The organism is Macellibacteroides sp. (assembly GCF_050251695.1).
Lineage (GTDB): Bacteria > Bacteroidota > Bacteroidia > Bacteroidales > Tannerellaceae > Macellibacteroides > Macellibacteroides fermentans.
Window position 1 is genome coordinate 1 of record NZ_JBFWMI010000016.1, and the last position, 15,675, is coordinate 15,675.

Here is a 15,675-nt window from a genome sequence, read left to right on the forward strand (position 1 = left end):
CAAATTTTTCTACATGTTCATTTGTTATCATACTGCAGTTTATTTAAAATAAGAACCATACTGTTATAAATAGAACACATCCCACAGAAAATCAGCTTTAAAATAAGTTATGTTTTTCAACACAGATTATGGTTTATAATCACCTAAGGTGCTCCCTTCATTATATCTCTGATTATTATCCAGTCCTTTTCGTCCGACTCCTACCAACATTAACTCTTTCAATTCTTCCAAATGGTTCGTGTAAATGTCTCGTGGTGTTTCTCCATATTTCTTACACAAAGAAGCTGCCATACCAACCACTTCCCCTAAAATCCCGGTGGTACGCATTACCCGTACGGTTCCTAATGCTACGTGAGTAACGCTTATATTTCTTCCGGCCATAAATAGATTCTCGATATTTCTGGAATATAAACACCTGTATGGTACCGGATAAGGATGAATTGGTTTATGCTTGGCTATGGATTTGAATTCGGCACCCGGAAAATACTTTGTGTTATCCGGATCCGGATAATGCAAATCTATTGTCCACGTTGTGGAGCCGCTTCCATCCGGATAAATGCGATAATTTGTCAAATCGTTTTCTGTAAGGATATGATCTCCAAGCAATCGTCTGGACTCCCTTTTTCCCGAAATAAAAGCAACCCATCCAAGCGCACGATTCTTATAGAGGTTATTCTCCTTAAATTCGTTTTTCAAAAAAGACCAATTAGAATATACCACCATCAGTCCGTAATCGCGGATTCGTTCAAAATCGTTAATCTGATCATAATTCATTCCGGTTTCCCAGGTCCACTCCCCCATGGTGACCTTCTCTGAACTTAAATTATCAAATGACAAACCGTATTTAAATATGGGGAACGATACAGGCTCTTTTTTATCTACTGAATACCATTGAACGGAAGCTCCCATAGTTAATTTATCTGCCTCTTCAGGAGCCGTACTCTCATTGAATTCAGCTTTTGACTCACGTCCCATTTTATAGTCAGCTCCAGCCAAAAAGCCTATTGTACCATCGCCTGTACAATCAGAGAAAACAGCTCCTTCAAAAGCCATTTCCATCCCTGTTTCAATGTGCTTTGCTATCACTTTATGAATCTTATTACCGTTCATTTCAACGGCAAAAGCATGATAATTCGAGAATAACGTAATATTCTTTTCGCCCTCAATAATAGCCGCCTTCTTTTCATCCTCGTAATAGTCCTCAGGCTGAGCATTTCCACCACGTAGCGGACCGAACTCTTTTTGCAGACTGCCTAATTCCGTATACGGTTTCGATTCGATACGTCCGCCCAAATGAACCCGCACTTCCGAACTGTTATTCCCCCCCAGTACAGGGCGGTCGTGCACAAGTGCCACCTTCACGCCAAGTCTTGCAGCAGAAACAGCTGCACTGATCCCGGCAATTCCGCCTCCTATAACAACCAAATCGAAGGTTCCTGCATTTTTAGGAATTTCAGGAATTCCAAGTTTTTCCTTTCTAAATAGATTTAACGACGTCAAGTCAGAGGGAGGCACCATAGCATCATCTGTTGTAAAAAAGATAGCATCGCATCGGCCGTTAAAACCCGTAAGGTCCTGCAGACTGATTTTTGTCATTCCTGCTGGAATTTTAACTTTTCCGGCCAACTGCCATAACCATTTCTTTCCGGTAGTTCCTAAAACAGTGGATAACTCTTCTCCATTTATTGAAATTTTGAAACGTCCGGCCCCCTCTCCATCACTCCATGGAGAGGTCCAGTTAAATGTCCGTACATATACATTATAGACTCCGGATTCACGAAAAGTAACCTCGGTAAATGCATTCTTTACCGGATTTCCCATTCCATGAGCCATTAAATAAGGGGAACCCATTTGATCCATGAACTGCTGATCAACCACCCATCCACCTTTATGTTTAAAGCTTTCTGCCTCAACAAGTAATTCTGCAGCCGATAAAATTCCTCCACATACCAATAAGAGGCAAATAAGAATACTTCTTGTTTTCATAATTTATATCAGTTATATTCCAACCACGTTTTAACTTCGGCATTCGAATCTGTAACAAACCGGATCCACTTTGCCTGAAAGGAAGATGGGAAATTATGTACAAACTCCTCCCCGGCTTTTACCGGATAAACTGCGTATTTCATCCAATCGCCATTTCCGGTCGGATCTACCTCAACCGTAAAATGAACCGTCTTTGTTTCTTTATGAGACAGTTTCAGAACTCGTTTATCATAGAATCCAATTAAAAAAGGATCAGAAGTTTCATTAGCCTGAACCTTATCATCTACCCACGGTCCACCGTGCCCGTTCGGTTTCCCCATTTGCCATAAATCGTCTATGACTCCTGCCCAGACAGCAGCTTTCTGATCATCAGAGATAATTATATGAGGATTCTCGGCGCTATTTTGCATATTAACACCTGTAATTATCAGCATACCTCTGTATGAAGCATAGTCGTTAATCTTAAATTGATGCGATGCGATGGGACGAATTTTTGCAAATCCGTCTGCGTTTTCTGCAGGCAGTTCATAAAATGTTCCGTGGCAATTAAATAAATCCCTTTCCGTAGCTACTTCCCGGCAAATACGCAATTCGCCTTTATTTGTTGTCTCAGTAAATTTATCATCCCCTAACGGCAACCGCCATCTTCGATCTTTATCATCAACAATTAAAACCGAACCTTCATCAATAGAAACAACTTGTTGCGGAATTGCAAATTTATCTCTTATGAAGGTGGAAGTTTTAGGATCTTCGGTGCGGACAAGCTCAAATTCATCCTTCATCTCATAATAACCGGTTTCTATGGTTTGACCATTTTCGGTCGTGTTGGCCAATATTCCTAAACTCCGTCTGTTATCTCCAAGACCGTACAACAAGCCCCCGGAGCTGTTTTTATCATTTACATCTGCAATTCCATTAAACATTTTGTCTGCATTGGTTAGTCTGGCATCTTTTGCTGTATACGAGAATGTTACTGTTGCAGAGGTATTTTTATTTGCTGTTACACGAACCCATTCTCCGGTCTCTTTTTCTGAAAATGGAAGAAACAATGACGATTTAGCCTCAACCTCAATTACCTTGAGTCGAGTCCATTCTTTATTCCCATTTTTATCTACCTCAAAAAGAAATTGAACATGCTGATTGCCATCATTTTTTATCCAGGCGCAACGCTCTGTCCATCCCGAAAACAAAAACGGATCGGAAGGGACTCCACCTTTTACAGATTCATTGATCCAGATGGAACCTTCGGCTGTAGTCGGACCTAATTGATCTGGTTTATCTTCTGATGTAAACCAAAGGTTTGAGTTTGATTGTCCCGGACCTTCGATGCTTCCCTTCACCTTTCGCTTGTTCAGAAACTCTTTCTGTGCCGAATCATCACATCCAAACACCAATTGATCGTTCCATCTTGTAAAATCGCCAATAACTTTCAGATAAGCAGATCGGGGTCTGATACCGGAAGCATCAGAGGATTTGAAATTTTGGGGGAATTTCCAGAACATGCCATGCATTGTCATTAACAAATTTGGTTCAGACGGAGTGCCTATATCCCGTATCCGGGGCCATTCGGTATTCCATCCATGAGCTCCGTCGTAACTATGACTAGCTTTAGGTAACCGGTAAAAAGCCCATTCTCCATTTTCTCTCACACCAAGAAGAACAGACTTATAATCCCAACCGGTACTCCATATCGGATCACTTTCGGGATTCTTATTTCCATAAATTCCACCCGGTCCTGTAACCTCGGTAAATTGATTCCGTCTCACCAGTTTCCAATCCTTTCCATTCCATTCCGACAACGATCCTGCCTCAATATTAAAATGAGTAAGCGCCTCTTTACTGTCTTCACCATTATTGGAATAAACTAATACACCCTGCCCCGAATACAAACCCTTTCCATGGCATCCGGGGAGAAGAGGACTGAACTGACCTGCGTCACTCTCTTTTCTCAATAGGTTTCCGTCTTTAAACAATGTTTTACCCTGAAGAGTATGTACGTCAAATTCGTAAAATCCCTCTTCCATTGTACCTGCATATATTTTATTTTCAGGGTCAGTCAGGTGTCTTGCCATTCCAGTATATCTTCCAGGGTACTCCTTTATGGATATGGTACGAACTTTTCCTGTATCGTCAATAGCATATGATCCTATGAAAAGCTGGTTGCTTTCTTTATGAATCATACGATTGGCGGGAGTCCCTCCCACACTTTCAGAACGGACAATCTGCTTATAATCTTTTGTAACCTGATATAGTTTGTCGGAAGACCCAAATGGCAAATGAGGACCGTACGTAATTACCCATAAGTCGCCCGCCCAAGGAACTACGGACCCTGTTCCACATTCTCCTTCGTTATTATAATATGCCAACGACGGATATATGCCCGATATGGAATCGGGGTTGGAAACAGTTTCTTTTTGAGTACTGCAAGCCGATAAGTAAACAAGCAACAAACAACACACTATTATTATATTTCTCATATTATTAAATTTAAAAATACAAAGGCCTCTCTATTGAGTTGATTCCATAAAGAGGCCTTCATTAAACCATATCACAAATTAATACCCTGGATTCTGACTAAGATTATCATTTATAAGCACCTCTTTAGTAGGTATAGGCCATAAATATTGTCTGTCATCCCAGTTACGCTTTGACAGAACTGTTATCTGACCCGCATTTTCCATCTCCGAGAAATCAGGAATCCCGTCTTCATCCAGCTTAGGTGTTACAGGCCAAAACCATAAGCCTTTGCTGGTAACCTTTTCACGAAGCAATGCTGCAGGATACAAAATTCCGTAGCTCTTATTTGTAAGAGCCTTCGTTGCTAAACGCCAACGTACCAAATCCATATACCTCAATCCCTCTTTTGCAAATTCCATACGTCTCTCTGTTCGCAGAATCTTACGTAACGATGCTTGTCCCTGATTTGTTACTGCCGGATAATCATTCACCGCAGCCTTATCCACTCCATAAGCCCGTGAACGAACTCTGTTTATCGCGTCCAGCACGGATTCATCTATTTGATTAAGTTCTATTTTCGCTTCAGCATACATTAGCAGCACATCTGCATAACGGATAATTATCTTGTCCGGATCTGCATCCTTTCCATTTTCGAGCCACGACTCATCTACTCCCTTTTTCCATATCAACGCATTAAAAGATGCATACTGTGCATTAGCCCTGTTATCATTATTCTTCTGCATTTTGCCTGTATTATAATTAAGTACTTCTAGAGCATCAGGATGAGGATCGTACACAAAGCCTAAATGACGGGAACCAAATTCAACAATCGTAGCATTACATCTGGGATCGCGGTTTTTAAAGGGTTCATGCGGGTTAAAAAGAGGCGATTCATCTATTGGCTTGCCATCCGTACAGGTATAAGCTGCAAGTAAATCCCATGATGGATCCATAGCTGCCCAACCGCCCGGATTACGTGAAATAGTATTTAAAACGGTACCATTTCCTATGGTCACCTTGTTTGTTATAGATCGGGGTATAACAAAAATTGATTCTTCCGAATTCCGGGTAGTGGTAAGAAAGAGTTTCGTATAATTTGAATGTAATTTATAAACATTCAGATCCATACAAGCTTTCGCCGCATCGGCAGCAACCGACCAATCACCGTTGTATAAAGCAAACCGGGCCTTTAAAGCCAATGCGGCTCCTTTTGTTGCCCTTTGAGACCCACCAGAATATTTAACAGGAAGTCCTGCTGCAGCTTTATCAAAATCCGCATAAGTTGCCTTAATTATATCTGCCTTTGGTGTACGCCCAATGGTAAAAGCAGTTTCAATATCAACAACTTCTGTCAGGTATACCACATCTCCAAAATGAGAAACCAAACGGGCATACATACAAGCACGCATAAAACTAGCCTCGGCGATATATAAATCTATTTTAGATTGATTAATTCCTTTGGAAGCCGCTTTTTCCATATTAGCCAATATGGTATTGGCTCGTGCAATCGCTTTATACTGATTTGTCCACAATGAGGTAACAGAACCATCTTGTCCATTCAGTGTTCCATTTACAATACTTGAATTTGTTTCTCTATAAGTATAATCATCCGTCCAATCTTCACTATCCATTGGCCAGAAAATATCCCTGTACAGATCTTTGAGAGCCATCTCTATTTCGACCTCATTTGAATACCAATTTTCGCTGGAACCTTCAGCCAGCGGATTAAGATCAAGATCATTGCAACTACTTGTAAGAAGAACAAATCCTATCAATAATGTCCATATATTTTTTTTCATTACATCTTCAATTTAAAAGTTAACAGATACTCCTAGTAGTAAAGAGGTAGTTATCGGATAAGAAGAAGATCCCATTTCCGGATCCCATCCTTTCGGAAATTTACTCAGACAAAACAGATCATTAGCAGAAGCATAAATCCGGATTTTATCAATACTAACTTTATTCGTCAACGATAAAGGCAACGTATAACCCAAAGTAAGATTCTTTAAACGGACATATCTGCCATTAAACAACCAAAAATCAGACATGGCTTGGTTGGAGGATATGTTTGAACGGGTAAGACGCGGGTACCTTGCCTTGGCATTTTCCGCTTCAGATTTTAACGAACTCCAATATTTTCCATCCAAAATAGAAGGTATATTACCCCAGTTTTCACTCAATGGCTCTATCATCATACTATTTAAACGAACAAGCTGACTTCCAACTCCCTGAAATGCCATAGAAAAATCAAAGCCTTTGTATTTTGCTGATACATTTCCTCCAAACATATAACGTGGTAAAGATCCGCCAAGCAGTACACGGTCGTATTCGGAAGAAATTTTCCCGTCGGGAACTCCGTCCGGACCTGAAATGTCTTTATACTTTACATCTCCCACCTTCACGTTATTATTTATCTTAGCCGAATTATTTAAATCTTCCTGCGTTTGAAACAATCCCTCACTAATGTATCCATACCACTCATTGAACTGACTACCCTTCATCTTCACCTGATCTCCAATAAACTGGGTTCCTCCCAAATCGCCCATTTCCGAAAGGAAATCTGAAAAGTTAACGGATACACTGTAACTAAAATCACCAGCCTTGTCATTCCAGCCAACCTCAAGTTCATATCCGTTTGTGCTCATTTTACCCGTATTTTTATCCGGATTATCAAAACCTACATAATCAGGAATTTCCAGGGCAAGCAACATATCCTTGGTTGTTTTATGATAATAGTCTCCGGTGAATCGTAATCTATTATCCAAAAACGAAAGGTCCATTCCAAGATCGAGAGATTCCGTAGTTTCCCACGATATATTCTGAATTGCATATTGTTGCTGAGCTGCTGTCAGTTCTGAAACAGCAATTCCGTTTTGGTAAAACAGAGCATTACTAAAGGCAATTGTAGCCTGATACGGATAATTTCCGATACGTTCGTTTCCCAAGGTACCCCACGAAGCGCGCAATTTTGCAAAAGACAACCAATTTAAATCGGCATCTTTCATAAAACTTTCTTCACTTACCACCCATCCGGCAGAAAAAGAAGGGAAAGAACCCCATCGATAGTCTTTATGAAAACGAGACGAACCATCATAACGGATATTAGCCTGTAAAAGATATTTATTCGCATACGAATACATTATTCGGCCGAACATAGACCGATAAGCAGTTTCGTATGCACTACCACCATTATCACGTAAGGAAAGGGGACCCAGATCCAGGTATGGATAATTGGTCAGCTCGTACTGATCTCTTGAAGCAAAAAGAGTTTCATTATATTGAAAATAGTTTTCATAACCCAACATTACATTTAAGTCATGTTTGCCCAGTGTTTTAAGATAGGTTGCAATAAACTGGGTGGTAATGTTATAACTATCGTTACGGTCCTCATTTAACTTAGTTGTTGAATGTCCTTCGTAATATCCCCCAATTGTATTGGGGTCATTAGCTAAAGTATAGGCTGCGGCAAGACTGAATGATTTAATTTTATCAAAATTATAAATCGGAGCTACGATACCCGATATTTTCAATCCTTCTATCGGAGTAAAATCAATGGAGGCTTTTCCTCCTATCTGATTATACCATGAATCCTTACTTCCTCCATTTTCCATAATTGCATACGGATTCGATCCGGATTTACCTTCGGCCATCCGTCCGTCGTCCCAAACAGCTGCATAAACCGGAGCAGCAATTCGCATTCTGTTTATAGGGTCAAATACGGGCTGATGGGATTTCGATCTTTTAAAATTAAAATCCAATGTAGCACCCAAATAGTTATTGATCTTGAAATCGTTATTAACACGCGTCATAAACCGCTCGTAATACCGATCTGCATACAGCCCATCTGTCTTGTCGTATGTAACAGACGCTTTGGTGCGGACCGACTTACTTCCCCCTGCAATATTCAACGAGTGGGTTTGTCGGGGTGCAGAACTTTTTAAGATTAAATCCGTCCAATCAGTTATCGGATAATTGTTCGGATCCGTGGCGTTATATTTAACCCAGTTCTCTACCTGGTCCTGGGAATAGGTCTGATACATTCCCCCGGCATTATTATCGTTATACCTCAGCTCATTTGTCATCTCTAAAAACCGCTGTATGCCTACATATTCCGGTTGCTTGGTTGGAATTTCCCATCCATACTCAAAATTATAACCTAACGTAAGATCATTCTCACTGGCTCGTTTGGTTGTTATCAGGATAACACCGGCAGCAGCTCTGGAACCATAAATAGATGCTGAGGCAGCATCCTTCAATACAGACATATTTTCTACATCGTTCGGATTTACCTGATTGATATCTCCGGGAACACCGTCAACAATTACTAAAGGGCTTGAATCTCCGATGGTGGTTACCCCCCTTATCTTAATACTCCCGGCCGTTGCACCAGGAGCACTGTTATCTCTTGTAACCAACACACCGGCCACAGCACCTTGTAAGGCAGCAGACAATTGCGTTGTTTTTCTTGAAGATAGCAAATCTCCTTGTAATGAAGCAACTGCACCCGTAAGATCTTTCTTTTTAACAGTACCGTATCCAACCACAATTACTTCGTCCAACCCCTGACTATCAAGGGTTAGCTGTACATTGTAATGATCTTCTGATCCCACTTTCAGATTTGCTGAAACATACCCAACATAGGTAAGCAACAGGTCGGCATTTAAGGGAACATCTAGTGAGAATTTACCTTCTAAGTCGGTTATTGTTCCATTGGTTGTACCTGCTTCCACCACGTTGGCTCCGATAACGGGAATACCGGTTTCGTCTACTACAACTCCGGTAATTTTCTTTTTGGATTGAGTGGATTTAAAGTTATCTCTGGGAATAAGGGCGATCTGATGATCGGTAATCTTATATTGCAGATCTGTTGTTTTCAGCAACAGATTAAGAACATCCTCAATCTTCTGATTGTCTGCTTTTAAAGTAACTTGTTGACGCAAATTTGTTTTTATCGCATCATAAAAAAAAGTATAATCACTAGCGGCCTCAATTTTCTTTATAGCTTCTGCCAACGTGACTTTTGCAAGGGGGATTGTAATTCCTTCGGCATTCTCCATTGCGAAAATTCGGGGCGATGAAAGAAAAATAAAAACGGCCAAAAGCAATAAACCGAATCTCCTTCTTATGAATATTCTCGTATAATTCATATCTTTGTATAAATTTAAAGTTAACATTATGTGAACCAGCACCAAACTGACATTTGTTAAATGGCTCACGTTGAAATTTTAAAGAGGAAGTAATTCCGAAAGGCATAGACTATCAGCTATGCCTTTTTTAATAATATCATTTACATAGGCATCTCATTTTAAAGGTTCTACATTTTTTATTGTCACCACATTGTTTTTATCAAAAGAATAGGATATAGGGTTGATACTCGCCATAATTCGAAGAATTACCTCAAGCGGTTCTTGCTTAATTGTAAATGTATAGGCCTGAGATAATGAAAGTGCAGGATCCAGTACAATGTCTACATGATACCATTTTTCAAGATATCGTACGATGTATTCAAGTGGTTTAGCTTCGAAAGTTATGGAAGAATTTGCCCAAAATGATTCAAAATTCACATCATCCTTTAAGAATGTAAGCTCACGAGATGTCTTACAATAAGTAGCCACCTGTCCGGGGATCAAGTATTTCTCCTCTTTGCAATCATTTTTATAGACAGAAACGGAACCTTCAAGCAATGCAATTTTAACATCCTTATTCTCCGGATAAGCATTCATATTAAATTTTGTACCATATACTTTTGTACAAAGATCGGCTGTATGGACGATGAAAGGTTTATCCGGGTCTTTTGATACAGAAAAGAAAGCTTCTCCTGTAAGTTTAACCTCCCTCGACTTTTCATAAGCAGAATAATAGGTAAGTGTTGTTTCATTATTCAACCAAACAACAGAACTATCCGGTAGAATTACTTTAGACTTTCCACTCATAGACAGGTAGGTTAAGGCCTTGGGTGTTTCACGGTTAAATTCCGCACCCAGATAATAACTGGCGCCAATGGCAAGCATGATAAATAACAAGGCGACCATACCTGCCATCCGAAGAAATGAGAATGTAAACGTATACTGTTTTTTTGCAGAGCGATGCATTTTTTGTTGCATTTCGGCCCAATAGTAGGATAAATCGGGATTATAAACACCCGACTCTTCCCTTACTTTATTCCAAACATTCTCCAGTTCAGCAAAAAGAAGGCGATTATCAGCGTCAAGCATCCATTGTTTGAACAGACTCTCGGATTGCTCGTCGGTTTCATTTTTAAGATGGGCAAGTATCAGTTTCCAGGGTATATCTTTTTTCATAATAAGAATCACTTTCAAATGTGACACATCAAAAAGAAGAAACCCTAACGCCAACTAAATAATTTACCACAAAAATGAATAACTGTCTCCCAGATATTCTTTTATATATTTAAGAGCTTTTGTAATCTGAGCTTCAACCGTTTTTACCGTTATGCCCATTTCATTTGCAATTTCCTTATTGGACAAATTGTCAAACCGGCTTTTTCTAAAGACCGCTTCACATTTTTCAGGAAGCGAACAGATAGCCTCCTCAATTAAATTCAATAATTCCTGTTCTTCTAATTTAGAATCGGTTTCGGCAAAATTAAATATAGACATATCATTTATCCATATAAACTTCTCATTATTGCGGATATAATTCAATGCCCTGTTGCGGGCCGACTGAAACAAATAAGCTTTGAAAGTAACCTTAATATGAAGAATTTCCCTTAATTCCCAAACATTTTCAAAAACTTCGAGTACAATCTCTTCTGCCTGGGTACCCTCTTTTACATACAGCCGTACAAATCGGCATAGCGGTGTAAAATAAGTCTCAAACAATAATTTAAAAGCCTGTTCATTTCCTTTACTGATCAGCTTCAGCAAAAAAATATCATCTTCTTTAGCGTCCATTCATCAGTAATTAGACTGGTTGCGGTGGTCCATGTGGGGTCTTTCGGTTCGCTTTAGCGGAATGCTCATGCCGTCTGTAGATTCCAGCCAGTTGTAAAGATCATGATTCAGCTCTTTAATCAGTGCCTGGTGTTGGGGGGCGGCAATCAGATTCCTTGTCTCATAAGGATCTTCCTGCAGATCGTAAAACTCGTTGGTATCCCATACGCCATGGTAGCGGATGTATTTATAACGGTCCGTACGTACACCGTGCATGGTGGGTGTTTGGGGGAATTCATGCTCCCAGTAATATTCGTAAAATATACGGTCTCTCCAGGGAATATCCTTCCCCTGCAGTAACGGCAGAAACGAATAACCAACCATCTGCGGAGCCTTATCCAATCCGGCACAAGCCAATATGGTAGGTGCCACATCCACATTCTGCACCATTTTCTCCAGAACTTGTCCGCCTTTAATCAGTTTCGGACTACGGATCAGCATCGGTACACGGACAGATTCTTCGTAAAACTGCCGTTTGTCTATCAATCCATGCTCACCCCAGGCAAAACCATTGTCGCCCATATATATCACCACCGTATTCTCATCCAGTCCCGCCTCTTTCAGGTAATCAAGCACAGAACCGATACTTTCGTCTACCGAACGCAACGTTTCACAATAGTTCCTCACCTGATCTTCCCACGGGCGGCCGTGGTAGGAATAGTCGACGCCATGCCAGCTTTCCCGCTGATTCTTCACCCAGTCGGGCAGCATATTCTCGCCATAATAGTCCTTTCCCGCTGCAGCTTTGCCTGTTGACGGATCGATGGTAGGAAGTGCCTTTATCTTCTCCTTCGAAGTATCGAAAGAGGGAGGAATAACCAATGGTTTTCCGCTGTAACATCCTTTATGCCGTTTGGCCGGCGAGAAATTATCGTGCACCCCTTTATGGGAAAGATACACCATGAAAGGCTTATGGGAGGTTTGCTGCTGTTTCATAAACTCGATGGCATGGGTTGTAAGCAGATCGGTAACATAGGTACTGTCGGCATACCGGATCCACTTTCCGTTCACATTCAACCGCGGGTTGTAGTACTCACCCTGTCCGCTGAAAGATTCCCAGTGATTAAAGCCCGGCTGCGGATCGCCCGTATCGTTGCCCATATGCCATTTTCCAAAGAATCCGGTCTGGTATCCCACCTGCTGCAGATATTCGGGGAAGAAGGTGAGTCCGGCCGGCATGGGTGCGGAATTATCCACCACTTTATGGCTGTGCGAATACATCCCCGTCAGAATGGAGGCCCGGCTGGGAGAAGAAAGCGAGGTGGTTACAAATGCATTTCTGATCCAGGCTCCTTCGCGGGCCATCCTGTCCATCGCCGGCGTTTCCAGCCAGGGTACTTTGCCAACAAAACCCATGTAGTCGTACCGATGATCGTCGGACAAGATAAAGACAACGTTCAACGGCTTACCGGATTCAGAAAGTTTGGAAAGCTGCTGCCGGGCAACCGCAGTAGTGGAACTTCCTCCGGCAATCGCAGCACTGATCAATGCCAGGTTGAGACAAGATGGTTTCATACACAACAGATTTAAGATTCAATCATACAAACATACAGAATTTTGGCTGCAAACAGAACTTACAGCGAAAAAAAACAAATTTATAAAGAATAAAGACAAATTCATAAAAAGTTAAGAGAGTTGTTAATGAGAACTTTGTATCAAATATGATACCTTTGCGAAATAGAAAAACACAAATTAGCTCTATCATGGAAAAAAAACAAGCCATTCTGCTGGCCGGAGTAACAGCCCTTGCTGCAACCTCTTCCGCTTGCCAGGCTAAACAAAAAGCAGAAAACAAGAAACCGCTGAATATTGTCTTTATTATGACGGACGACCATTCATTGCAGACAATCAGTGCATACGACAAGCGATTCATCCAAACTCCCAATATCGATCGCATTGCCAACGAGGGTGTACTTTTTGCCAACAGTTTTGTGGCCAACTCCATCAGCGGTCCCAGTCGTGCCTGTATGCTTACCGGCAAACACAGTCACAAGAACGGATTTATCGACAACAATCACCATTTCGACGGGGCACAGCAAACGTTCCCCAAATTACTGCAGAAGGCCGGGTACCAGACTGCCGTAGTTGGTAAATGGCACCTCACCTCCAACCCCACCGGATTCGATTACTGGAATATCCTGATCGGTCAGGGCGATTACTACAATCCATTCTTTATCGACAACGGTGTAAAGAAACAGTACACCGGATATGCAACCAACATCACCACAGAGCTGGCATTGGACTGGCTGGGAAACAAGCGCGATAAGAACAAACCGTTCTGTCTGCTGCTTCACCACAAGGCTCCGCACCGTACCTGGATGCCCGATACCTGCGACCTGGGAATGTTCGACGACAAAGTATACCCGCTACCGGCCAATTTCTACGACAAGTATGAAGGACGCTTGGCTGCAGCCCAGCAGGAGATGAGCATCATCGAAGATATGGACGAAGTGTACGACCTGAAGATGGCCGACAAGGAGAATGAAGTCCGCACAAAAAGCAAAGGGCTGGAAGGAGCCGGACGTGCCATGTACAACCGGATGAACCCCGACCAGAAGGCTGCGTGGGATAAGTACTACGATCCGATCATCAAAGACTTCAAGGAAAAGAAAAGAACCGGTAAGGAGCTTGCCGAGTGGAAATACCAACGTTACATGCATGATTACCTCAGCGTGATCCATTCGGTAGACCGTAACATCGGTGTGGTACTGGAATACCTGGAAAAGAACAACCTGCTTGAGAATACGCTGATTGTCTACACCTCCGACCAGGGGTTCTATATGGGCGAACATGGTTGGTTCGACAAACGGTTCATGTATGAAGAATCGTTCCGCACACCGCTGCTCATGCGTCTGCCGGGCGGTAAAAAGGGAAAAGTGGATCAGCTGGTGCAGAATATCGACTATGCCCCCACCTTCCTCGAACTGGCTGGAGTGAACATCCCCAATGATATACAGGGTGAATCGCTGCTTCCATTGCTGAAAGGGAAAAAGCCGGGCGACTGGAGAAGTTCGCTTTACTATCACTTCTACGAATATCCGGGCGAACATGCAGTGAAACGTCATTATGGCGTGCGCGACAGCCGGTATAAGCTTATTCATTTCTATAACGACATCGATGTATGGGAACTTTACGACCTGAAGGAAGATCCAAGCGAGATGAACAACCTCTATGGCAAACCGGGTACTGAAAAGATTACAAACCGGTTGAAAGAAGAGCTTAAGAAGTTACAGAAACAATACGACGATCCAATCGAAAGCAAACTTGCAGAATAAACCGGAACCGTCCCTATAAATACAATCAATCCGTTCCCTCCTTCCGGAGTGGACGGATTTTTTTACTTCGTATGCAGGCGCCGCTGCTTCCACAGATGGGGTCATCTGCAGCACAAAAAAGATGGCGTAACTATTTATTGAGGCGCAGCTGCCTCAGCACATGAGCCATCTGCAATACAACCGGAAAAAAGAAGTAGTTTGATCGTTGTTATTTCTTTTCTAAATATATTTGTCGGCACAATAAGACACTAAAATTTAAAAAAATCATGAAAGTAAAAACAGTATTTAAAGGTGTATGCGGAATCATGCTTGCTCTGGCTTTTACCGCTTGTAGCAAAACTAGTATCGAAGGGTCATGGGTAGAACCTGTACCCGGAATGGAACAGATGATGCAAGGTTTTAAATTAGAAAAGAATGGAAAAGCGTCTTCTATCAATATGGCCACCTTGCAATACGAAACATGGGAAAGGAGTAAAAACTTGCTAATCCTTACAGGAAAAAGCATAGGAAATAGTCAGACCATTACTTTCTCGGATACATTAACTATTGAAGAGCTGACTACTGAAAAACTTGTATTAAAAAAAGGAAATTTAACTTTCTATTATCAGAAAACAGTAGATGCTAAACAGGAAAATGAGATACCTGTTGATATGCATACTGCCGAAATTTCTTTAGATTATTATGGAACCTATAAAGGAACCTTACCTGCCGCTGATTGTCCGGGCATTAATGTAACATTAACGTTGAACAAAAACAAAACATTTTCTAAAACTGAAGAATATATTGACAGAGACACATTCAACTCTACAGGAACATATAGCATTAATGGAAACTACTTATACACTATAGATGAAAGACAAGATACGGTCTTTTATAAAGTGGAAGAAAACCGTCTTCGTATGCTTGACAGAAATAAAGAAGTGATAACAGGCAACCTTGAGGAACACTACATTCTGAAAAAATAGATATCTCTATTGTCTATTTGATCCATAAAAGGTGACTGT

The 15,675-nt window shown here is 41.4% G+C and carries 9 protein-coding genes; 2 read left to right on the top strand and 7 right to left on the bottom strand.

Going from position 1 to position 15,675, the window contains the following annotated elements; genetic code table 11:
• Positions 1 to 126: 126 nt before the first annotated feature.
• The 7 genes from AB7E53_RS04065 to AB7E53_RS04095 all read right to left on the bottom strand — a co-directional run bounded on the left by AB7E53_RS04065 (position 127) and on the right by AB7E53_RS04095 (position 12,911).
• Complete coding sequence (locus tag AB7E53_RS04065) at positions 127 to 1,986, bottom strand: FAD-dependent oxidoreductase (protein WP_446774310.1); 1,860 nt, start codon at positions 1,984 to 1,986, stop codon at positions 127 to 129.
• 8 nt (positions 1,987 to 1,994) lie between these two features.
• Positions 1,995 to 4,463: a hypothetical protein gene (locus tag AB7E53_RS04070; protein ID WP_446774312.1), complete on the bottom strand. Its 2,469-nt coding sequence runs from the start codon at positions 4,461 to 4,463 to the stop codon at positions 1,995 to 1,997.
• 78 nt (positions 4,464 to 4,541) lie between these two features.
• Positions 4,542 to 6,242: a RagB/SusD family nutrient uptake outer membrane protein gene (locus tag AB7E53_RS04075; RefSeq protein WP_068179383.1), complete on the bottom strand. Its 1,701-nt coding sequence runs from the start codon at positions 6,240 to 6,242 to the stop codon at positions 4,542 to 4,544.
• Between the two features lie 12 nt (positions 6,243 to 6,254).
• Positions 6,255 to 9,500, bottom strand: coding sequence for a TonB-dependent receptor (locus tag AB7E53_RS04080; RefSeq protein ID WP_446774350.1), 3,246 nt, complete (start codon positions 9,498 to 9,500; stop codon positions 6,255 to 6,257).
• A 243-nt stretch (positions 9,501 to 9,743) separates the two neighbouring features.
• On the bottom strand, positions 9,744 to 10,745 hold the full coding sequence (locus AB7E53_RS04085) for a FecR family protein (protein WP_446774314.1): 1,002 nt from the start codon (positions 10,743 to 10,745) through the stop codon (positions 9,744 to 9,746).
• A gap of 63 nt (positions 10,746 to 10,808) precedes the next feature.
• A complete protein-coding gene (locus tag AB7E53_RS04090) occupies positions 10,809 to 11,357 on the bottom strand; it encodes an RNA polymerase sigma-70 factor (RefSeq protein ID WP_446774316.1) in 549 nt (182 codons plus the stop codon).
• A 3-nt stretch (positions 11,358 to 11,360) separates the two neighbouring features.
• Positions 11,361 to 12,911 (bottom strand): sulfatase family protein, encoded by a 1,551-nt coding sequence (locus tag AB7E53_RS04095; RefSeq protein WP_446774318.1) that lies wholly within the window; start codon positions 12,909 to 12,911, stop codon positions 11,361 to 11,363.
• A 188-nt stretch (positions 12,912 to 13,099) separates the two neighbouring features.
• Between AB7E53_RS04095 and AB7E53_RS04100 the strand changes: the two genes are divergently transcribed.
• Positions 13,100 to 14,671, top strand: a complete 1,572-nt coding sequence (locus tag AB7E53_RS04100) for a sulfatase family protein (protein WP_446774320.1) — start codon at positions 13,100 to 13,102, stop codon at positions 14,669 to 14,671.
• A gap of 266 nt (positions 14,672 to 14,937) precedes the next feature.
• Positions 14,938 to 15,636 (top strand): lipocalin family protein, encoded by a 699-nt coding sequence (locus AB7E53_RS04105; RefSeq protein ID WP_446774322.1) that lies wholly within the window; start codon positions 14,938 to 14,940, stop codon positions 15,634 to 15,636.
• Positions 15,637 to 15,675: the final 39 nt, after the last annotated feature.